General features: G+C 59.2%; 20 protein-coding genes. 8 read left to right on the top strand and 12 right to left on the bottom strand.

Features of this window, described 5'->3' with window-relative positions; all coding sequences use genetic code 11:
* The first annotated feature begins 28 nt into the window (after positions 1-28).
* Both H7698_RS17585 and H7698_RS17580 read left to right on the top strand, forming a co-directional pair.
* On the top strand, positions 29-1,006 hold the full coding sequence (locus tag H7698_RS17585; RefSeq protein WP_194692290.1) for a DMT family transporter: 978 nt from the start codon (positions 29-31) through the stop codon (positions 1,004-1,006).
* Between the two features lie 76 nt (positions 1,007-1,082).
* Positions 1,083-1,418, top strand: a complete 336-nt coding sequence (locus H7698_RS17580; protein WP_162439785.1) for a hypothetical protein — start codon at positions 1,083-1,085, stop codon at positions 1,416-1,418.
* A gap of 32 nt (positions 1,419-1,450) precedes the next feature.
* Here the strand turns inward: H7698_RS17580 and H7698_RS17575 are convergent, their stop codons facing one another.
* Positions 1,451-1,996, bottom strand: coding sequence for a GNAT family N-acetyltransferase (locus tag H7698_RS17575; RefSeq protein WP_442966301.1), 546 nt, complete (start codon positions 1,994-1,996; stop codon positions 1,451-1,453).
* Between the two features lie 230 nt (positions 1,997-2,226).
* Here H7698_RS17575 and H7698_RS17570 point away from each other — a divergent pair, with 230 nt between their 5' ends.
* Entirely contained in the window at positions 2,227-3,711 is a 1,485-nt protein-coding gene (locus tag H7698_RS17570) for an MFS transporter (RefSeq protein WP_194692289.1), read from the top strand.
* A gap of 209 nt (positions 3,712-3,920) precedes the next feature.
* On the opposite strand, the gene H7698_RS17565 is transcribed toward H7698_RS17570, so the two are convergent.
* From H7698_RS17565 to H7698_RS17540, 6 genes are all read right to left on the bottom strand, one after another.
* Positions 3,921-5,567 carry a CapA family protein gene (locus tag H7698_RS17565; RefSeq protein WP_194692288.1) on the bottom strand — a complete coding sequence of 549 codons (1,647 nt, stop codon included), beginning with the start codon at positions 5,565-5,567 and terminating at the stop codon, positions 3,921-3,923.
* 119 nt (positions 5,568-5,686) lie between these two features.
* Complete coding sequence (locus tag H7698_RS17560) at positions 5,687-6,775, bottom strand: M14 family metallopeptidase (RefSeq protein ID WP_194692287.1); 1,089 nt, start codon at positions 6,773-6,775, stop codon at positions 5,687-5,689.
* Between the two features lie 193 nt (positions 6,776-6,968).
* Positions 6,969-8,267, bottom strand: a complete 1,299-nt coding sequence (locus H7698_RS17555; protein ID WP_194692286.1) for an MFS transporter — start codon at positions 8,265-8,267, stop codon at positions 6,969-6,971.
* A gap of 172 nt (positions 8,268-8,439) precedes the next feature.
* The gene (locus H7698_RS17550) at positions 8,440-9,360 is read right to left on the bottom strand and encodes a LysR family transcriptional regulator (RefSeq protein WP_194692285.1); all 921 of its coding nucleotides are present in this window, start codon (positions 9,358-9,360) and stop codon (positions 8,440-8,442) included.
* Positions 9,361-9,521: 161 nt separating this feature from the next.
* Positions 9,522-10,898 (bottom strand): DUF1329 domain-containing protein, encoded by a 1,377-nt coding sequence (locus H7698_RS17545; RefSeq protein WP_235992899.1) that lies wholly within the window; start codon positions 10,896-10,898, stop codon positions 9,522-9,524.
* Positions 10,899-10,909: 11 nt separating this feature from the next.
* Positions 10,910-12,739 carry a DUF1302 domain-containing protein gene (locus tag H7698_RS17540; RefSeq protein ID WP_194692284.1) on the bottom strand — a complete coding sequence of 610 codons (1,830 nt, stop codon included), beginning with the start codon at positions 12,737-12,739 and terminating at the stop codon, positions 10,910-10,912.
* Positions 12,740-13,028: 289 nt separating this feature from the next.
* Between H7698_RS17540 and H7698_RS17535 the strand changes: the two genes are divergently transcribed.
* The 3 genes from H7698_RS17535 to H7698_RS17525 all read left to right on the top strand — a co-directional run bounded on the left by H7698_RS17535 (position 13,029) and on the right by H7698_RS17525 (position 14,809).
* Positions 13,029-13,331, top strand: coding sequence for an ArsR/SmtB family transcription factor (locus H7698_RS17535; RefSeq protein ID WP_162439784.1), 303 nt, complete (start codon positions 13,029-13,031; stop codon positions 13,329-13,331).
* A 155-nt stretch (positions 13,332-13,486) separates the two neighbouring features.
* Positions 13,487-14,449, top strand: a complete 963-nt coding sequence (locus H7698_RS17530) for a zinc-dependent alcohol dehydrogenase family protein (protein ID WP_194692283.1) — start codon at positions 13,487-13,489, stop codon at positions 14,447-14,449.
* Positions 14,450-14,503: 54 nt separating this feature from the next.
* Positions 14,504-14,809 carry an antibiotic biosynthesis monooxygenase family protein gene (locus tag H7698_RS17525; protein WP_194692282.1) on the top strand — a complete coding sequence of 102 codons (306 nt, stop codon included), beginning with the start codon at positions 14,504-14,506 and terminating at the stop codon, positions 14,807-14,809.
* On the opposite strand, the gene H7698_RS17520 is transcribed toward H7698_RS17525, so the two are convergent.
* Together H7698_RS17520 and H7698_RS17515 are read right to left on the bottom strand one after the other, a co-directional pair.
* On the bottom strand, positions 14,806-16,188 hold the full coding sequence (locus H7698_RS17520) for a heavy metal sensor histidine kinase (RefSeq protein WP_194692281.1): 1,383 nt from the start codon (positions 16,186-16,188) through the stop codon (positions 14,806-14,808). The genes H7698_RS17525 and H7698_RS17520 overlap by 4 nt on opposite strands.
* Entirely contained in the window at positions 16,185-16,856 is a 672-nt protein-coding gene (locus H7698_RS17515) for a heavy metal response regulator transcription factor (protein ID WP_194692280.1), read from the bottom strand. Before H7698_RS17515 ends, H7698_RS17520 begins: the two co-directional genes overlap by 4 nt.
* Positions 16,857-17,003: 147 nt before the next feature.
* Between H7698_RS17515 and H7698_RS17510 the strand changes: the two genes are divergently transcribed.
* On the top strand, positions 17,004-17,507 hold the full coding sequence (locus H7698_RS17510) for a GlcG/HbpS family heme-binding protein (protein WP_194692279.1): 504 nt from the start codon (positions 17,004-17,006) through the stop codon (positions 17,505-17,507).
* Between the two features lie 10 nt (positions 17,508-17,517).
* Positions 17,518-17,928, top strand: coding sequence for a hydroxyisourate hydrolase (gene uraH, locus H7698_RS17505; RefSeq protein ID WP_194692278.1), 411 nt, complete (start codon positions 17,518-17,520; stop codon positions 17,926-17,928).
* A gap of 67 nt (positions 17,929-17,995) precedes the next feature.
* Here the strand turns inward: uraH and phnX are convergent, their stop codons facing one another.
* The 3 genes from phnX to H7698_RS17490 all read right to left on the bottom strand — a co-directional run bounded on the left by phnX (position 17,996) and on the right by H7698_RS17490 (position 21,111).
* Positions 17,996-18,823 (bottom strand): phosphonoacetaldehyde hydrolase, encoded by an 828-nt coding sequence (gene phnX, locus H7698_RS17500; protein ID WP_194692277.1) that lies wholly within the window; start codon positions 18,821-18,823, stop codon positions 17,996-17,998.
* Between the two features lie 86 nt (positions 18,824-18,909).
* Positions 18,910-19,782 (bottom strand): LysR substrate-binding domain-containing protein, encoded by an 873-nt coding sequence (locus H7698_RS17495; RefSeq protein WP_194692276.1) that lies wholly within the window; start codon positions 19,780-19,782, stop codon positions 18,910-18,912.
* Between the two features lie 33 nt (positions 19,783-19,815).
* Positions 19,816-21,111, bottom strand: a complete 1,296-nt coding sequence (locus H7698_RS17490; protein WP_194692275.1) for an MFS transporter — start codon at positions 21,109-21,111, stop codon at positions 19,816-19,818.
* Positions 21,112-21,236 lie beyond the last annotated feature (125 nt).

Raw genomic sequence — 21,236 nt, 5'->3', positions numbered from 1 at the left:
TGAGTTGAATACCTCATGGATATGCCTGATGACGATTGCTCACTCAAACATCATCGCCGGAGTGACCCTTGCTGTGGTCGCGACCCTGAGCTGGGCGCTGAATTTCATAGCGCCCTATGTCACTGGCGCCTATAGCCTCTATGACTTGATGGTTCTTCGCTTTCTGATTGCGGGTGCACTGGGTGCGGTGATCATGGTGCTTTGTAGCGCCCGGCTAAGGTGCCTGCGTCGCAAACAGCAATTGCTCGCTGCGGGTCTCGGCGTGACCGGATACCTCGGGTACAGCACCTGCATTGCCGCCGGCGTGGTGTTTGGTGGCCCTGTGCTGACTCCGGCGTTTATTGGCATGGTGCCGGTCTTGCTGGCCGTGCTCAGCAACGCCACACAAAAAACGCTTCCATGGCGCCGACTGGTACTGCCGCTGACCTTGTTGATGGGCGGGCTTGTGCTGACGAACCTCAGCAGTATCGATCAACCCGTTGCGGGACAAGGGTCGTGGCTGATGGGATTGATATTTTCAGTCTGTGCCGTTGTCTTGTGGCTTGTGTTCAGCCTGCTGAATCAGCGTGCCCTGGAAAAACTCCCGGCGAATGTGTCCGGTGTCTGGACAGGCCTCATGATGGCCGGTGCCGGAATGGGCGCCTTGTGCTTGTTACCGGTCATGCAGGCGCTCGACCTTCTGAAGCTGCCTGTTCTCGGTTTCGGTTTTTCCATGGCAGGACATTTGTATGCCTGGGCGCTGGGGATTGCCGTGATGTCCTCACTCGTCGGAGCCTGGGCGTGGAACGCAGCGTCCCATCGCCTGCCCATGGTGCTTTCAGGGCAACTGATAGCCCTTGAATCGCTGTTCGCGACATTACTCGGCCTGTTGTTTCATGGTCGGCTGCCGACCGCTTTGGAAGCAGCGGGTCTTGCCGCCGTTCTCGCCGGGGTGGTGATGGCTGTTCGGATCATTCTGACTTCGATTGATAAAGGAGTCGCTACACTGGCTGATGCGCCGGCCTGACTGATCTGTCTCGGCCAGATGGATGGGCCTTGGCGTCTCGGAGATCAGGTTTTTAACCCCCGCGAGGGCAACCGCCATGAGCGAAACCAAGTCATCCATCCGTTTGAATGAAGACATCTGCGTCCATATCTTCGTCGCCTCATCCGCCATGGTGGGCGTCTGCCTGACGGTGATCGGTATTTTTCAAGTGGTGAGCACGTTGAGAAAGGAGGGGACCCTGGGGGATGACCTGCTTGCGATCAACGCCATCTTCTACCTGCTCACAACGATTCTGTCCTACTGGTCATTGCGAACCCGACAATTCAGCCGAAATCACCTGCTGGAAAAATTTACCGACGGACTTTTCCTGGCCGCGCTGACCTGGACGACGGGGGTTGCAGGCTTCATTACATGGGCGATGACGTTTACGTAGCGATTAAAAAACATCGCCTGAACAGTGGCGCCTTAAGCGATTGGTTGAGACGCAGCCCATTGCGCTCTGGAAAGTCCATAGCACTTGCACAAGGCAGGCGCAGTGGACAGGTTCAGCTCGGCGTCATAAAGGTGCACTGCGCCAATTTTCATGGCGGCTTTCTGCGAGCGAATGTTCCCGGGCGCGATGTGGAAATATACGGTGTCGTACGCCTTGAATGCATGCTCCACCATCAGACGCTTCAGCTCGCGGTTGCTATCGCCACCCCATTTCGCACGCAGCAAAAAGGTAAACCCGATGGCGATACTGTCCGGCAGATCAGGCGGTGTGTAATAGCTTGAAGTACCCACAATCTGCCCCGAGTCGATATCGATAACGACGAGCGCTTTACCCGTGGCCAGGCGAGAGGCGAAGTACGCCTCAAATACCTCCCTTTTATAGCGGTTATTGGCGGGATGGTCGGCCCAGATGTGTGGGTCACTGGCCGCCAGATACAGCCCTTCAAAATCACTTTCGGCCAAAGGCCTGAGCCTCAGCGTGCTCCCACACATAACGGGTTGGCAGTCGAAATCGCGCACGAGCATGGATTCCTTTTCGGGTGAGTCGTGGGAATGGAGTGTAGAGCGGTCAATCGGCAAGGAAAGATCCAATACGACGGTTGTTGATGGGGCCATCGCAAACAAGAGCAATCGTTTGTGTGCGCAACACGTCTATTGACCTCATCCATACATGAGGTTTTATAAAGAGTGTCGCGTTGCCTTGGCAGCTTTCATTCGCCGCAGCGGTGACATCGGGAAAGGGAGCACACATGGATAAGCGTCACGTTACATCGGGCCAGCCTTCGCCATCGTCGGCAGAGGCCGTCGCCCTCAGGGATATCAATCCGCCAAAAAGTGGTTGGGCCGCCTTGTTGTCCGGCAGGAATGGTGTGCGCTCGCTCGCCCTTGCCGGGGGCGTCGTCCTGCATGCGATCAATGTTTATATCGCCACCACGATTCTGCCATCGGTCGTCAGGGACATCGGCGGTATCGACTACTACGCCTGGAACACCACGTTGTTCGTCGCCGCCTCCATTCTGGGTTCCGCTTTGTCGGCGAGGTTGCTCGCCCGTGCAGGGCCGCGTAGCGCGTATGTGATCGCCACGTTGGTGTTCGTAGTCGGCACGTTCATCTGTGCCGTTGCCCCGTCAATGCCGGTCATGCTCGCCGGTCGCCTTGTCCAGGGCTTGGGCGGCGGTTTTTTGTTCGCGCTTTCCTACGCGATGATCCGGCTGGTGTTCGATGAAACTTTATGGCCACGGGCGATGGCACTGGTTTCCGGTATGTGGGGTGTGGCCACTCTGGTCGGTCCGGCCGTCGGTGGCATTTATGCGCAACTGGGCGTTTGGCGGGCAGCGTTCTGGTCGCTCATTCCCGTCGCCCTGCTGTTTGCCGTGCTGGCTGTGATCGTACTGCCCAAACGCAGCACGGATGAAATCGAACGCTCGCCGCTGCCACTTGCCCAACTCGTCCTGTTGACGTCGGCAGTGCTCGCCGTTTCGTTCGGCAGCGTCTCCTCTGTCCTCCTCTGGAATATCGCGGGACTGGTTGCCGCCGTCATTCTGACTGCCCTGCTGATCGGCACAGAAAGCCGCGCACGCCATCGGCTGCTGCCCGCCGGTGCCCTGCGCATCACAACAGCGTTGGGAGCTCTGTACGCAACGATGTCGCTGCTGGCGGTCGCTGTGACCAGTGGCGAAATATTCGTGCCGCTGTTCCTCCAGGTTCTTCATCAACAATCCCCGCTCATTGCTGGCTACCTCGCAGCGCTGATGGCGGCCGGGTGGACGCTGGGGTCAATTGCCAGCGCAGGGGCGAGCGGCAAAGGCATCACCTGCGCAATTCTCGCCGGCCCGATGCTTGGCATGGCGGGCATGGTCGCGCTGGCCGTTTTGATGCCCGGCGAAAGTGCCGGCGGCTGGCCCGCGCTCATGCCGATATGCGTGGCGCTGGTGGCAATCGGATTGGGCGTGGGGATGGCATGGCCGCACCTGCTCACCCGGGTGTTTCAGGTCGCGCCAACGGGCGAGCAGGGCATGGCAGCGGCGTCTATCACTACGGTGCAGCTATTCGCCACCGCGCTCGGCGCAGCACTCGCAGGCATGGTGGCAAACGTCGCCGGCCTCACGGATCCCGGAGGCATCGCGGGCACTGCTAATGCTGCGGTCTGGCTCTTTGGCCTGTTCGCCTTCGCGCCAATCCTCGCCGTCTTCACCGCAGTGCGCGTTGTCAGGGGTTACTCAAAAACTGCGTAAGAAAAAAGGCGACGGATTTTTTTTCGTCGCCTTCTAAAGAACAACCATCGTCTTTTTCTTCGCTTCTTTCTGGGTCGAGCCGCGCATCATCGGCCGTACGCCTAGGTTGCTCAGGATCGCTTTTTAAACTGCTCCTGCCGGGGCGTTCTGGCTGTTGAGGAAACGTCCTACAGCATGGATCAGGAGCAGGATCGGAACGGTCTGACTAACTAATCCCACTTCGGCATACGTGAAATGGGCGACAGAATGTCCTTCCACACCTTGGCATGCAGATGTGGAAGTTGACGCTTCTCCAGGTCGGTCAGGCCGTAGTTGTCCGGGTGTTCCATGACATCCAAAAACTTGACGATACGACAGTCGAAGCTGCCATCTGTACGTTGCTCGTTCACGATGTACATCGGCAGCGCTTCAAGGCCAAACAGCCGGACAGATCCGCGTAGCTTCCCGATGTTGAACTTTATGGCGTAGGCCAGTTTTGAGTTGCGGCTTTCCGGGTGGTAACTGACGAAGTCGCCGAACGCGTAAACGACCAGCGCATCCTGCTGGCCGGGGCGTGGAATAAGTTCTGCAGGCTGACTGACGTGCGCGTGATTGCCGAGGATGGTGTCGACCCCGCAATCAATCACCTTGCGCGCGGCTGCAACGATGTTGTCGTGGGGGTACATCTCGAACTCCCATCCCCAGTGGCAATAGGCAATGATCCACTGCGCGCCCTTCGCTTTTGCCGCGGCCACCTGCTTCTTGATCAATGAATAATCGGGTGGCGGTTCGACGTCGTTGAATCGCACCTCATTGGCGAGGTAAGGCTTGTCGGCGGGAACCTTGTAGCCATTGAGGTCAAAGGTGTAGGACAGCAGGGCGACCTTGATACCGTCCTTCTCGACAACGATCACGTCATCCTGCTCGGCCTGGCTCGCGGCCGTGCCTGAGTGGTAGGCACCCGATTTCCTGAGAACCTCGAGTGTGGCGAGCAGACCTTGTTCGCCCCAGTCCATCGCGTGGTTGGTCGCGGTGCTGAAGTAATTGATCTTCGCCTCGTCGCGAAACTTCTGGAACATCGCCTCAGAGGTATTCATTTGCGCCGGTTGACCCTGTCTCTGAGTTCGCCCCACGGGCCGGTTCTTGTCGACGGTTGATTCCAGGTTGGCGCTGACAATGTCAGCGGTGCTGTAGAAGTCAGTGATCTCGTCGAACAGGTGCGGCGTGTTTTGCGGCGTCAGGACATCGACCGCGAGTAAATCGCCTGCACACGACACAGAGATGAAGGGCACAGGGAGCGGATTTTCGGGGACCGGGGAACATTCATCCTCTTTACGGAATTTAAGAGACTGCGACGCGAAGAACGCTTCCAGGCCCGACCCTTTCTCGGCCACTTCGAGCTGATTGAACCAGTAACGGTAGAGCCACTTGAGTTTCTGGAAGCTACTCCCCGAGATGTCATACACGCCAGTCTCTGGCTGTGGGTAGTGGAACTCTTCATAGAACAGGTAGCTCATCAGGAGAACCGCGAGCTTGGCCTGGAGACGCTTGTTCACCAGCTCACCCAGCGGCGGCAGGTTTGATGCAATCCCAAGCTCAAGCAGAATGTTATCGAACGCAAACGCACTCTCCAGCGTGGCCGGGTTCTTCAGCACGGATTGAAGCGTCGCGCAGACGTGTTGCGGGCCCACTTGTGCAACCTGACCGAACAGCGCCCTGGCGTACTTTGCCTCCTCGGGGCTGATCGTCTCGGGCATCTTCAATTCGCCCCTCGCCACGCGCTCCAGCGTGGTCACGACCTCATCCCTATGATCATCAAGATGCTGCTCGAGCCTGTGCAGAATCTCGCTTAAACCTTCAATCAGATACCTGTCCATTTTGAACATCCTTTTAACTGTATTGCTGGGTCTATGGCCGGTAAGCATCGGCGCCAGACCCTAGAGGTGCAGGGACTCAGAACGCTATTAACGGCCATTTTCACAGTATTGCGCCTGATTCAAAGCAAGGGCCTGGTGAGGTTGAAAACAGTCAGATCCAGCACCTTGCGGCCCTGTTGCAGTACTGCGCGCTTCCAGGCATCGGTATCCACATAAAACGCATCGCGCAGTTGGCTTTTAATGCGTTGAATCTGAGCGTCGGGTGCCTGAGGGTTGCAGTACAGCCAATGGTCGGCGCGCAACGCATTGAGCACTTTTATACCCGACAGGGTGCCGTACTCCAGGGTGAGTCCGTTGTACTGGGCCTGCGGGCAGGTCTCCAACACCATCAGGTCGATGGTGCCGTTCAGCTCGGCGGATACCGAGTTGCCTTCGGTGCTGTTGGTCATCTTTTCACCCCACCAACTTCTCCCACGGGCGATATCTTCCGGTTCCTGGCGCCCCTTGTATATGTATTCGCCGACACCGGTCGGGCCGAGGCCGGTGTGCACGTCGATCCAGCCGATACGCTGGCAGTGCTGTCCATGCTGTTGAAGAATCCGGCGCAAGGTCAGGTTGCTCCAGACCGGCGCCGTGCCGGCGAAGAACAAGCCGCGCGGATCGCTGTGCTGGCCGCGGGAAATGCCGCTCTGCAGGGCCATACGGCCGTTGCGCAGGGCGTAGCCGATCAGTCCGAGCGTGCTCGACAAAGTCGGTGGCTGGCGTTTGGGCAGCAGCAGGTGGACGAGGGCGCGGTAGTCCGGGTTGTCCGGCAGTGGCTGGGTGAAATCGAGGAAGTTCCGGTTCAGATCGACATTGTCCTCGTTGACCCGGCGCAGCCAGGAAAAGCCATGAGGGTTAAGGGCGTGCAGGAACAGCACGGCCAGATCATCGCGTTTGCAACGTTTGAACCAGGCAGCATCGCGCAGCAGATCGACCTGCAGGCCTGAGCCACAGAACCCCTCCGCGCCGTGGCAGCCGCTGCTGATGACCAGCAGGTTGGCGGCGTCCGGTGCACCAAGGCGGGCGACGTCCAGTGCCAGCTCTTCTCCGTCGCGACCGGGCAGAGGGTGGACCCAGGATTCGACGAGCAGCCCGGCGGCCAGGCTGGCGTCGAGGAATTTCTGCCGGGCTTCGGCGTAGTGTTGCGAGAAACTGGAAAGATCCATATCGGTCCTTGTGACGTTGAAGTGCCCGCGTCTTTTTTGGGCGTGGCCGGGCCTGCGGCGCAGGCTTGCTGCTTGCACCGGTGGCGGGGAAATACAAAAGGAGGAGAGCCCGTGCGCTTGTCGGGCCGCCGAATTAGCTAGCGTTCATCGTGCGCACAGGGGGCATCGTTGATGCATAACGCGGTTTCCTGATTCAGGCCTGGCTGGCAGACGGTTCGTGGTGGGACGAAGCAGCGTTTGAGGTGATCAACGTCAGCGCCTGGCGACTGCGCTCGGGGTCGACCAGACGTAGCGCCAGCAGACCGCCGACCAGCAGGGCAATACCGAACAGGCCGATACTGAGTTCGAAGCCTTTGACCAGATCGCCACCTTCCCAGCCAATGGTCTGGCCGACCATGTGCGGGGCGAGCATGCCGGCAGTGGTCATCAGGCCGATGTGAATGGCCAGCATGCTGCCGCGCTGCTTGGGCGGGGCAATGTAAGCGACGATGGAGTTGGCGAAGGCTGGCACCAGGTTCACCACGACGCCGCCCACCAGGTACAGGGCCATGGTGCTGTACAAGTCCTGCTCGAGAAAACCCATCAGGCTCAGCGCTGCACCGCCGATCAGGCACGCGATTGCCGGCGGCACGGCCATTGCCATGCGGATGCTGGCGCCGCGTTTGAGCGCGCGTTGCGACAGGCTTGAGATCGCCAGGTTGAGAAAGATCACGCCGACCGTGGCCGCCATCACCACATAGCCGGATTGCATCGGCGTCATCAGCAGGCCCTTTTGCAGGTAAGTCGGCACCCAGCTGTAGATCAGCGCAGTGGGCAGGTAAGTGCAGAAGCCGGCCAAAGTGATGAAGATAAACGTGCGGTTGAGCAGCAAGTGGCGGTAAGGCACGGTCCCGTTGCCGCCCTCGGCGACCGTATCGTCATGCTGTCCTTCGCGACCGATCAACAGCCAGATGACCAGCCAGATCAGGCCGATGCCCGCCAGGATCAGATAGCCAACACGCCAGCCCGTGTGCTGGATCAGCACGGGTAGCGACAGTGCTCCCGCAATGGCGCCGACCATGATCGCGACCTGAATCCACGCCGCAGGCTGCACGCGCTCCCGCGGTGAAAACCACTTGAAGCACGCGTGCTGAGTCACCGCCGTGCCAGGGCCACAGCCAGCCCCCAGAAGCATGCGGCTGGCGACCAGGGCATAGAAACTGGTGCTGATGGCGGTGAGGATCTGGGCGGCCATCCAGACCACCGACATGCCGGAGAGAATCCAGCGACTCGGCAGGCGGTTGGCGAGAAAGCCCACCAGCACGCCAGAGACCGAGTAGAGGAAAAAGAACGCACTGCCGATAAAGCCGAACTGCTCCGGCGATAACTGCAGTTCATCGATGATCTGCGGCCCGGCGAAAGCGAAGATGGTCTTGTCCAATACGCTGATGACCATCACCGCCATGAGCATCACGACGATCAGGGTGCGATGTGTGTTGGAAGGGGGCTGCATGGGCTCAAGCCTCGCAAAGGTAAACACGTTAAGTGGGTTGCAGCATGCCGCAGGCACCGAGCGATGAATAATCACCTCTGTGCATGTGTATCGGGTTTGGTTATGCACCTGCGTGAAGCGGCTGGGTACCGCCTTGGCGGCGAGCAATTGCACGCTGGCGCCGATGCCGGCGTCAGCCGCTAAACAGTCCATGACTGCCGCACGCATGCGGGTTGGTGTAGGCGTACACCAGTTCATCGGCCATCGCCTTGGCTTCGCGGGTCATCAGTTCCTGATCTCGGCAGCCCAGAGAGATGTTCATCGAGGGAAGCGATTCGGCAATCTGCAGGCGTTCAAGATTCAGCAGGCTCTGGGCCATTTCCAGCACGCGGATCGACCAGTAGCTGATCGCGTCGCTGCTGGCGGCGAGCTCTGCGTACAACACCACCGAGGCGCATTCGATGACGTTTTCCGGCAAGACGATGCCGTGCTCGTTGAGCATCTGGCCAACCTTCGATTGCTCCAGTGACTCCTGCAGCAACCAGTCCTGACCTTTCAGTTCGCTCAACGAGCGGGCGAGACGCATCGGGTGATCTTTACGCACGGCCAGTACCGTGGCTTGTTCATACAGCGCGACCCAGTGAAAACCGTCCGAGCTGCGGGCTTCCGGCAGGGACGTCAGCACCAGATCAAGTTGTCCTTCACGCAGTCCTTCCAACAGCTTGGAGGGCCGCAGTTCAATAATCTGCACCTGAACCTTGGGGAAGCGTTTGCGGTAGCGGTTGAGGCTGGTCACAAACTGATGGCTAGGTGTGACCGAAGACACGCCGATCGCGAGCTTGCCATCCATCACGCCTTTAAGCGTGTCGATCTCTTCGCGTGCGCGGCGTACTTCTTCGAGGACCATGCGCGCGCGTTTCACCAGGCGTTCGCCGTACTCGGTGACCGTGATGCCGCGGTTGGAACGCACCAGCAGCGGCACGCCGAGCTCGGCCTCAAGCTCCTTTATCGCCTTGGAAAGCGCGGGTTGAGAAATATGCAGCTGGCGCGAAGCTTCCTGGATGCTGCCGCTTTCACAGATGGCGACGATGGCGCGCAGTTGGTGAAACTTCATGGCAAAAGCCTCGTCTGCTCAAGGTAAAAGACGGAATCTAAAGGAAAAACCCCACAGAGTGGTGGCAATGTGACTTCGGTGAGGGTTATCGAAGAGTGGCCAGGTAAAAAAAGCGGCGGTCAAAAGACCGCCGCAAAGGGTGGAGCGCGAAGGGGGTTTGATCAACGAATACCCGCAGCGCGCAAGGCATTGGGGGTGAACTGTTTGCGGCTGTAGGGCATGCCGAACTGGTAGGCATTTTGCTGTTCGTTGTACAGCGCACCCACCGCGTATCGACCGGACAGAACGTCGTAGTGGGTTTCGGCGCTGAACTGCGGGATCTTCTGGTCATAGAAGAAAATGCCGTGCCCTTCAGAGACGCGCCACAACTGCCCGCGGCCGTCATAGGCATCCGCTTCGGCGGCTTGCCAGCTGTCCTCGTCGATGAACAGATCCCGACGCGAATAGATGTGGCGCTGGCCTTCCTTGAGCGTGCCCCTGACATGCCAGACCCGGTGCAGCTCGTAGCGTGCATGCTCGGGGTTGAGGTGACCCGCCTGGATGATGTCGCTGTACTTCAACGTAGGCGAACCCATCTTGTTGCTGTTGTAGGGGATGTACATTTCCTTCTTGCCCACCAACTCCCAATCGAAGCGATCCGGCGAGCCATTGAACATGTCGAAGTCGTCCATGGTCCGCATGCCTTCGGCGCCCGGGCTGTCATACGCAATCTGCGGCGCGCGGCGTACACGGCGTTGACCGGCGTTGTACTGCCAGGCCATACGCGGTTCGCTGACCTGATTGATGGTCTCGTGCACCAGCAACACCCCACCGGCCATGCGCGCCGGGGAGAGGAACTCTTCGCGGTAGAAGTAGAGGACGTTGGCCATCTCCTGTGGGGAGTAGTCAGTCAGGCCGGCGGGGTAGGCCAGTTGCTGCTTGATCTGGCTCGGGGTAAAGCTGCCATTGGTTTGCGGCGACGCCTGCACGACCATCCGCTCGAAGGCCAGGCCGCGGTAGCGACCGATGTGGTTCCAGATCACTTCCATACCGTTCTGCGGTACGGCAAAAGGCAGTCCGCCGCTGCGGAAATTCTGCAGACCGTTACCGCCTTCAGCCAGTTGAGTGTTGGCGGCGTTGAGGCGGCTGGTGTCGAGAAAATCCTGGGGCAGGCTGACCGAACGCCGGGTCGGATAGACCGGGATGCGGTAGGTATCCGGATAGCGCTTGAAGAGGGCGAGCTGGCCGGGGGTCAGCTTGTCCTGGTATTGCGCAACGTTGGCGGCGGTGATGGTGAACAGCGGTTTGTCTGCAGCAAAGGGATCACTGAGGAAACCGCTGGCGTCACGCCGGCCGGCGTCCGGGCCGATGCCGCCGGTCCACGCAGGAATACTGCCATCGGCATTGCCGGCCCGCTCCGCACCGATGGGCGTCAGGTCCTTGCCCAGTCGGGCGATCTGCTCTTGCGGGACTGCCGCCAGTGCCTGATGGGTCAGCAGCAGGCCCAGGCACAGACTGCCGGCACTCAGGCGTTGGGTCTTGGAAAGGAAAAACATCATGTGCATACCCCTCAGAAATTCATGCCGGCACTTAAGGCGAGGAAATCGCGGTCAGTGTTCGTGTTGAAGTCACCACCGAAATAGTCGGTGTAGCTCAGGCTCGCGGTGTACTTGGACAGGTAGTCGGCATCCAGACCCACGCTTACCGACTTGTTGCCCTCGGTGAAAGTCGGGCCGTAGCCCTCGACGTCATGGGCGAACGCCAGGTTCGGCTTGAGGTTGATGCCGGCGATGGCGTTGTTGAAATCCAGCACGGCGCGCAGCCGGTAGCCCCAGGAGTTCTGGGTGTAGAACCCCTTGTCGGTGCACTGGTCGGGATTGGCGGAATTGAGCACGGCCTTGCACAGACTTTCGCCGCGTATCGTGCCAACGCCGGGGAGGCTGGCAGAGGCAGAAGAGGGCAGCGCACCCATGCCGTAGACGCTGCTGCGACCGAAACGCAGGTCAGAGCCGTCGGCCGAACCGAGGTTGCCGATATGGCTGTAGCCGACTTCGCCGATCAGCGTCAGACGGTCGCTCCCCAGCACCTGATCGAATGTGTGTACACCACTGATCTGGGCCTGGGTGAAAGGCATGCGCTTGTAACCCTGGACCAGGCTGCTATAGCGGTTGTCTGCCCAGTCGGTGTCAAAGATGGCCAGGCCGTTCATGTTGCCCAAGGTGTAGAGCTGGCCGATGCTCGCCGCTGTGGAAGTATCGGTGCCGTTGAGTGCCATTGGCATGTTTGGCCGGTGGCTGATCTCACCGGACAACGCGGTGCCGTCGGGGGTGGTGGTGGCGAAGCTGATGCCGAACAGACGGATATCTTCCGGGTACTTCAGGTAGTAGCTGGCGGTGGAAGGGCCCGGGGCGCCAAGAATGGCACCGACGCCGGTGGCATTGCTGGCGGTCCACATGCTTTCCGGTGTGCGGCTGTGATAGTTCAGGGCATAGAAACCGAACTCGGTGTCGTTGAGCTCCGGCACCATCCAGCGCAGCGCCACGCCGAACTGGCCACTGTCACGAGCGTCCTGATCCGCGCCACGGGGTACCCAGCCATACGCGGGGCCATCGCGGTCAAAGTCGCTGCCGTTTGTGGTCATACCGTAGTCGCAGCCCTTGGGCGCGGTATCGCCGCCGAAGAAGGTGCCGCAGTTATCGAGAACGGTCTTTTCCCATTCCAGTTGGTAGAAGGCTTCCACCGACAGGTTTTCCGTCAGGCTCTGGGTGACGTACAGCATATTCACCGGGATCAGGCCTTCCTTGATCTCCGAACCGGGACGGCGCAGCGAGGCCGCGTCGGCGGGGTTGATCGCGTTGATGCTGTTGCCGATAAAGGTGCTCTCGCCCCAGCTCACCACCTGTTTGCCGGCGCGCACACTGCCGGGCAAATCGCCCAACAAGTAGTTGTGGTAAACGAAGGCATCCAGCAATTCGAATCCTGATCCCTTGGCCGCACGGTCACGTCCGCTGTCATCGATGTCGTACAGCGGACGGTGCTCATCTTTGAGCTCGAAGTCGTACCAGTACTTGCCGCGCAGGAACACGCCGGTTTCGCCATAGCTCAGCTGCAGGTCATGTACGCCCTTGAAGATCTTCGAGAACGTCTCGCCCTTTTTGAAGTTGAGGCGACCGTCGTCACTCGTGCGTGTGGACGCGCGACCGCCGTTGGCTTTGCCGATGAACTTCGCGTCGGCGTCGTCCATGGCCCAACTGGACCCGATGGACAGTGACGAGTCGAAACGCCCCTCGATTTCCCCGATATTGAAGCTGGCGGCCTGTGCCGGTAGTGCGAAAAGGGCACCCGCCAGTGCCAGGGCATGAGGGCGAAAATCCCCTGCGCCTTTTGTTGTTTTATTCATAAGGCTCTCCGCCTGAACATGCTGTGCAAGGAAGGCCGGGACTGTCGCCACACGGCTCATCACTGGGTAACTGTCCGAGGACAATTGCGTTGGCATCCTAGGGCGCATCCGGCGTTCTGCCTTCTGAAAAAAACTTATGGCTATAGCCAAAGGTGAGGCCGGGATAACTTTTAGGCGCGCGCGTCAATCCGGTCGCTACCGGCTCGGCGTCATGCGACCCCGCATGTTGTTCGTCGCGTAGCTTGATTTTCCGCATTGACATATCGGTAAATCTCGATATTATCGCCCCATGGAATTACTCGAAATATTCAAAGCCCTCTCAAACCGTACGCGACTTGAAATCCTCAAAGGTTTGAAGGACCCCGTGAAGCACTTTCCTCCTCAGGACGAAGGTGACGTTCATACGGTGGGCGTCTGCGTCAGCAGTATTCAGGAAGGCGTCGGGCTGTCGCAGTCGACGGTGTCTGACTATCTGGCGACCCTGCAACGAGCGGGCCTGGTCGAAGTCAGGCGCATCGGTCAGTGGACGTACTACAAGCGCAATGAAGCGACCATCCGTTTGCTTGCCGAGATCATCGGGAAGGAGCTGTAATTTTTTACGCTAATAAATCGGTAAATCCCGATATCCCGTTTTATCGAAACAAGGACGCACAAGATGCTGAAACCATAGGGAAAGAACGGCCCGTTTTTTTACCCTGGTATATCGAAAAATCTCGATATCCCTTTTTGTCGAAACGAGGATGCACAATGAAAGCGCTGATACTTACATCATTTGGTGGCCCGGAATCGTTCGAACTGCGCGACGTGCCAAAACCAGTACCTCACGCGGGACAAGTCCTGGTGCGGGTCCACGCCACCTCCATCAATCCTTTGGATTTCCAGGTTCGACGAGGCGATTACCCTGACCTGGTGCAACTGCCGGCCATTACCGGGCATGACGTCTCGGGCGTTGTCGAAGCCGTCGGCCCGGGTGTGACGAGTTTCGTTCCAGGCGACGAAGTCTGGTACACCCCGCAAATATTCGACGGCCCGGGGAGCTATGCCGAGTACCACGTTGCTGACCAAAGCATTGTCGGGAAGAAGCCCCCTTCGCTGAGCCATCTCGATGCGGCGAGCCTGACCCTGGTGGGCGGGACGGCGTGGGAAGCATTGGTCGTGCGAGCGGCGCTCAGGGTAGGGGAGAGCATCCTGGTGCACGGCGGCGCGGGAGGCGTCGGTCATGTGGCGATCCAGCTGGCCAAAGCCATGGGCGCCAGGGTGTTCACGACCGTGCGCGACGCGAACGCCGAGTTCGTACGAGGGTTAGGTGCTGACGTGATCATCGACTATGAGAAGGAAGATTATGTCGACGCCATCAATCGGGAGACCGGTGGCCACGGCGTCAATGTGGTGTTCGACACCATTGGCGGCAACACGTTGTCGCGCAGCCCCGACGTGCTCGCACAACTGGGCCGCGTGGTCTCGATTGTGGACATCGCACAGCCACAAAACGTCGTTCAGGCCTGGGGCAAGAACGCGAGTTATCACTTCGTGTTCACCCGACAGAACCGCGGCAAGCTGGATGAGTTGAGCGCGTTGATTGAGCGCGGTCAGTTGCGGCCACACGTTGGCGCGGTCTATTCGCTTGCCGATATTCCGCTCGCCCATGCCCGGCTGGAGACTCCCAACAACGGTATCCAGGGGAAGATCGCGATTTCAATCGCGCCCTAGGCTCACCTCGACCCTGTGTTTTTTCAATCGTTAAACCTGAATTCAAGGAACGCCATGATTTATGAAATCGCGCTGCTCCCCGTTCACAAAGAACACATTGAAGCCTTCAGACGGGCATTTGCCGAGGTCGCGCCGCTGCTCTGCCGCGCAAAGGGTTACGGCGGCCACATGCTCGCGCAAGGGATCGAAACGCCCGAGCAATTCAACCTGATCGTGCAATGGCAATCACTCGAGGATCACACACCGGGCTTCGAAGCGAGTGAAGACCATCGGCTGTTTATGATGGGACTGGAGGATTATTTTTCCAGTGAGCCGATGGTTTATCACATTGAGGGCGCCGGGTTTCCTGCAGGTGCCTAAGATCCGGACGAGCCTTTTTTCAGCGGAAATTCCAGGCAAAAGCGAGTGCCACTTTCAGCGCTGTCAACGCTCACGCCGCCACCGTGTATGTGCATGATCGAGCGGACGATTGCCAGGCCCAGGCCACCGGAATCGTCCGGTTGATTACGCGATGGATCACACCGGTAAAAGCGCTCGAACAAACGCGGCAGGTGTTGCGGGGCAATCGGCTCGCCCTGGTTGTGCACGCTGAGCTCGAGCCGGTCTTCCCATGTGACGCTTGCAAGGGTCACTTCAGTACCGGGTGTAGCATGGCGCAGGGCGTTGGCAAGCAGGTTGGCCATTGCTCGGCGGACCAGGATCGGATCGGCCATCAACTCACCACAGGTGTGGTCGATAATCTGAATGTCGCGCTCCTGCGCCACGCCTTCGAAGTAGTCGCACAACTGCGTGCTGAGATCGTGCAGGTCGAACTGTTCGGGCTTGATCGAAATATGCGACTGCTCGGTACGTGCGAGAAACAACATGCTGTCGATCATCCGCGCCAGACGTTCGTACTCTTCCTGATTGGACACCAGCAGGTTCTGATACTCCTCAATCGTGCGACCGTGCCTGAGGGTCTGTTGGGTATGCCCCATCAGGTTGCTCAACGGCGTGCGCATCTCATGGGCAAGGTCTTCCGAGAAGCGGGAGAGCTGGGCAAACCCGTCTTCCAGGCGCGCCAGCATCTGATTGAGGGCTTTGCTGAGCACTCGCAGCTCGCTCACTTCATTGAAGTCATCCAGCCGCAGATGCAGATGCTGAACATCAATACCAGCCGCCCGCGCAGCCAGTTGGCGCACCGGGCGCAAGCCGCGCTGACTCACCCAGCCACCGAGCGCAAAGGCGAGCAGGGCGCCGACGGACAGGGCCAGCCAAAGTTTGAGTCGGTAAGCGCCAAGCATCTGTTCTCGCTCACTCAGCAGCTTGGCGGCAATCAGGGTCAGAGGGCGGTCGCCGTTGACCACATTCAGCCAGGCAAGCCGGACGGGCTCAGCGTAGGGACCGTCACCCAGTTGCGCCACAGGGGCCGCCTGCAAGGAGGGCAGGGGCAAATGGGCAGGGTTGATTTCGATCAACACCTTGCCAGCGTCATCGACAATCCACAGCAGGTTGTCACGATTGCCCAGCATGTTTTCGTAGAGCTTGGGCCGGCCGCGCAGCGCTTCGATACTGTCGCTGTCGCTGATCAACGCTTGCATGCGTTGCAAGCGTCCGAGCAAAGCCTGGTCATCGCGCCATGCAATTTCGCGCTGCAACGATTGATAAAGGTAGAACCCGATAGCGCCCATCAACAACATGCTGACCAGGGCGAACATGGCGGCCAGGCGCAGACTCAGGGCGCGGGGCATTAGTTTCAAGATTGCACCTCAAGCAGGTAGCCAATACCGCGAACGGTATGGATCAGCTTGAGCTGGAAAGGGTCGTCGACCTTGGCCCGCAGTCGGCGGATGGCCACGTCCACCACGTTGGTGTCGCTGTCGAAGTTCATCTGCCAAATCTGCGAGGCGATCAGCGAGCGCGAGAGCACCTCTCCCTCGCGATTGAGCAGCAGATGCAGCAGTGCAAATTCTTTGTTGGTCAGGGTGAGGCGCTGGCCGTTGCGAGTGACCTTGCGCCGCAACAGATCCAGACTCAGATCGGCCACCTGAAACTGCTCGACCTCCCGAGGCGGACCCCGGCGCAGCAAGGTACGCACGCGGGCCAGGAGCTCTGCGTAGGAGAAGGGTTTGACCAGGTAATCATCGGCGCCCAGTTCAAGCCCCTTGACCCGATCATCGATGGCATCGCGAGCGGTGAGAAACAACACCGGCGTCTGCCATTTGCGCCGGATGATCTGCAGCAATTGCCAACCGTCCAGGCCAGGCAGCATCACGTCAAGAATGATCAGGTCGTATTCACTTTCCTGTACCAGATGCTGGCCATCCACACCATTCAGGGCGATCTCCACCCCATAGCCGGACTCACTCAACGCTTTGTGCAGATAGTCGGCAGTTTTCGCTTCATCTTCAACGACAAGGATACGCATTTTTTCCTCCGGAACCGGGATACAGGCTAGGCCGATCTGCCGTGTTTGCACATTACAAATTGGTAATCCGCAGGCAATCATTCTGACGGAACAAGCGGTTCATTATCCCGGCCTGTTGGCCAGTCAGGCTCAGACAAGGGAAAAAACATGCGTATCACCGGATCAACCCCATGGCTGCTCGCATTGGCGATGAGCTCTACGTTTGCCGTTGCGGCCACCGATGCTCAGGTTGCGCAGCGCAAGGATGTCACGCTGGCGACGGCCAATAATCTGGCCAATGCGGCGTTGTCGGCCTGCCATGCGCAGGGGAGAACAGGTGTGGTGGCGGTCGTCGACCGTGGCGGCAATCTGGTCGCCCTGCAACGCGACGACAACGTCGGCCCGCACAACACCCTGGCGGCACAACGCAAGGCCTATACCGCCCTGTCGACCAAGACGCCCACCCGGCTACTGGCCGAGCGTGCCCGCAGTACGGCGGACGCCGAAAACCTCAACACAGTAAGTGAGCTACTGCTGCTCGGCGGCGGTGTGCCGTTGCTGTTCGAGGGAGAAGTTATCGGCGCGCTCGGTGTCGCGGGTGCCGGCGGAGCTGCATTCGACGAAGGCTGCGCACTGGCCGCCATTGCAAAAATCCTACCGACCACTCACTGAAGAGATGAACATGAACGTATTGAAGTTGTTTTTTGCAGGCGCCGTATTGAGCGTTCTGTCCTCGCTGGCATCGGCAGCGGCCAATCCCCTGAGCGTTCACGTGCTGAACCTGCAGGACGGACTGCCATCCCCGGACGTTAACGTGACCCTGGAAAAGAAGAATGGCCAGGGCTGGGAGATGCTCAATACCGCATCCACCAACGAGCAAGGCCGTATCCCGGCGTTCTATCCAGAGGGCAGGGCGCTGGAGAAAGGCATTTACCGCGTTACGTTCAAAACCGGTGAGTGGTTCACCGCCCACAAGATCGCCAGCTTCTTTCCGGAAGTCCCGGTCATTTTCGAAGTAGACGGCACGGTCCCGCACTACCACATTCCGTTGCTGCTTAGCCCGTATGGCTTTTCCACTTACCGTGGGAATTGAGGGGCTGGCGACAGGTTTTGAGTCGTGGCCGTCCGCCGGGACGGCCACTGTCATTGCCCTGGCAGGCTCAGGAACCTTGAGGGGTTTCACCGCGCGCCAGACGCGAGTTGATGTCTTCGATGACCGCCGGTAAATCGACGATGGTGTCGATCAGGTAGTGCGGGCGAGCGCCTTCGAACATCTTGATGATGCGGTTGCGTTCTTCTGCCAGTTGGTCGGCGGGCAATGCCTTGTACTGTTCGTAGGTTAAACCCAGGGCATTGCCCGAGCACGTCAGCGCCACGGTCCACATGCCGGCGCTGCGGCCTTCGAGGATGCCGGGCCAGGTGTCATCGACCTTGACGCAAGCGGCGACGTCGCTGATGCCCAGGGCGATCACGTTATCCAGGGCCTGGGCCGGGTGTGGGCGGCCATTAGGCACTTCGTCGGTCGCTACCACGTGGTCGGCGACGTAGCCATTGTGGCGCGCCAGTTCCACCACTTTTTCCATGACGACCGCCGGATAACCCGAGCAGGAACCGATTTTCAAACCCTGTTCGCGCAGCGCATCGATGGTGTTCAAAGCACCGGGAATCAGCGCCGAATGCAGCGCGATCTTCTCGATTTGCAGCGGCATGAATCGTTCATACAGTGCGGTGACGTCTTCATCGGTCGGCAGGCGATCAAACGCCGCGCGGTAGCGTTCGGCGATCTGTGGCTGGTTGCACAGCGTGCGGATGTGGTCCCACTTACCCATGCCCATGGGGCCGCGCGCTTCCTCAAGCGAAACCGCGACGCCAAACTCAGCGAAGGCTTCGACGAAGATTTGCGTAGGGGCGAAGGAACCGAAATCGACGACGGTGCCTGCCCAGTCCAGGACCACGGCTTGCAGTTGTGCAGGTTGTTGGTAATGCATGGTGAATCTCCACGTTTGGGTAGGGGAAGGCCGTCCCTCTCAACAGTGAGAAGTAGGCGTATCGAGTGCTGAAGTGCCTTACAGAATCAAATAACGACGGTTGAACCCGCGTCGAACAACTCCGAAATCATTGGCCGGTTTCTGCGAATACCGAGGCAGCACAGGTGGTAGTCGATGGAAAGCGGGTGATTTACAAACGTGATCGGTTTTGTACCGGGGGTTTCGGTGTACTCGACGGCAGAGACAAACCCGATGCCGATGCCCTTGGCGATGGCGTGCACGATGGCTTCGCGGCTGTTCAACTGCATCACGCAGTTGAGCGAAACGTCGAGGCGCTTGCAGCTTTCTTCCACCAGCTGACGAGTGCGTGAGCTTTTCTCCCGAAGCACCCATTTCTCGTTGCTGATCTGCTCGACGTGCACCTCTTTCTGACTGGCCCAGGGGTGGTCTTCGCGCACGACGGCAATGATCGGGTAGCGCCGATAAAGCTGCGTATCAAAACGCTCATCAAATTCGGACAACGCCAGAATTGCCACATCAATGTCGAAGTTGAAGAGCCGGTCCAGCGTCTCCTTTTCAGGTGAAAACGAGGTCTCGAGTTCGATGTCGGGGTGGCGCTGCATCAGTTCATACGTCAGGTTCATGGCGATGGGCGGGGACACGGCCCCCAAGCGCAACATGCCTGTCTTGCGTAGCTTGAAGCTTTGTAAAAGTTGCACGGCTTCATCCTCTTGGCCGAACAGGCCCTGGGTGATCGCATACAGCTTGTGGCCCGCCGAACTCATTTCGATATAGCGGCCGCGACGGTGGAACAGTTCTACGGAAAATTTCTTTTCCAGCGCGTTGACCTGCTCGCTGACTGTCGGCTGGCCGACGCTCAGGTACTCGGCGGCGAGGGTGAAACTGCCGGTCTTCGCTACCGCATGAAAAGAACGTAGCCACTTGTGGTACTGGTACATAAAAGTTCCTGTTCCTGAGCCGCAAACCTGTGCTCAACGCCGGATGAACAGCGCGACCACTGCGCTGCAAAGGCAGGCGGTCGTGACCACGACGAAGATCAACGACGTATTGCCCGTACTGTCGAGCATACTGCCGATCAGGGGTTCCGCCAGGCCGGCGAACAGATAGGACGAAAAGTTCATCACGCCAGTTGCCGTGCCGGCACGCTTGGCTCCGACCAGGTCAGGGCAGAGCGCCCAGAAACTCGATGCCGGGCCATAGACAAAGAAGCCGCAGAGGAACAACGCGATAAGTCCAGTGGCGCTGTGCGGTGCAAGGGTCCACATCCACAGGCTAGTGGCGGCGCCAAGCACCATGTAGAGCATGATTGCCAGGTAGCGTTTGGAGCCGAACAGCTTGTCCGAAATCCAGCCATTGCTCAGCGCGCCGATGGCCATGCCGACCGGCAGGGCAACGGTGATCCACTTCGGATCGATCATGCTGTCGCCGGTCTTCCAGTCGGCACCCAGAAAGTGCACCGGTACCCAGACGATCAGGCCATAGCGAGCGGCGTTCTGGAAACCCAGGGACACCGCGGCAATGATCAGGCGGAAGTTTTTCAGGACGGCTTTGTAGCGTTGGGCAGAGGTCTCGACTTCGCCATGGGCCACTTCGTGGTTCTTGTCATCGGCGTTAGCGACCCCGGTGTCTGCGGGTGGCTCGAAGCCCATGTCCTGCGGACGTTCCCGTGCCACCAGATAGAAGATGATCCCGCCCGCCAGCATCAACAGCACGGGCAGCCGAAAGATCCAGCGCCACTCCAGGTGCATCACCTCGAGCACTACGATCGAGGTCACATAGGACAGGACCGAGGCGCACCCGGCGGCGAACACATACAAGCCATACACCTTGCCGCGCTCACCGGCACTCCACCAGTTGGAGATCAGTCGACTGCCCGGTGCCCACCCCAATGCCTGGAAATAACCGTTGATGCCCCAGGGCAGGATCAGTGCGGCGAAATTGCTGGCGAAGCTGGTCACCCAGTTGGCGGCGCAGGACAACACGGCACCGGCGGTCATGATGCGGCGACCGCCATATTTATCGGCCAGGTTACCGTTGATGGCCTGACCGATGGCATACGCCCACAGCATGGCGGCCGATGCCCATCCGAGGTGTTCCTTGGTAAAACCGAATTCGGCCTGAATGCCCGGAATGGCGAAGCCGAAGGTTTGCCGACCGGTGTAGAAAAACAGATAGCAGAACATCGCCGCCAGCAACATGCGCCATTGAGCGACTCGGAATGAGGCGGTGCGTTCAGCGAGAGCAGGCATGGTTTGAGCACGATTCATGATCTTTTCCTTATTATTGTTCGCTCTCACCTATTGGTGTCGGCGGATGCACTCTTTTCTGAGGGGTGCAGGAAATCGTCGCGGCTCGTCATGCCGCTGACAGTGCTTGTCGGGTGTTCGGTGCC

The organism is Pseudomonas sp. p50(2008) (assembly GCF_015351605.1).
In the GTDB taxonomy this organism is placed as follows: domain Bacteria; phylum Pseudomonadota; class Gammaproteobacteria; order Pseudomonadales; family Pseudomonadaceae; genus Aquipseudomonas.
This window is presented reverse-complemented; position numbering and strand designations above follow the sequence as displayed.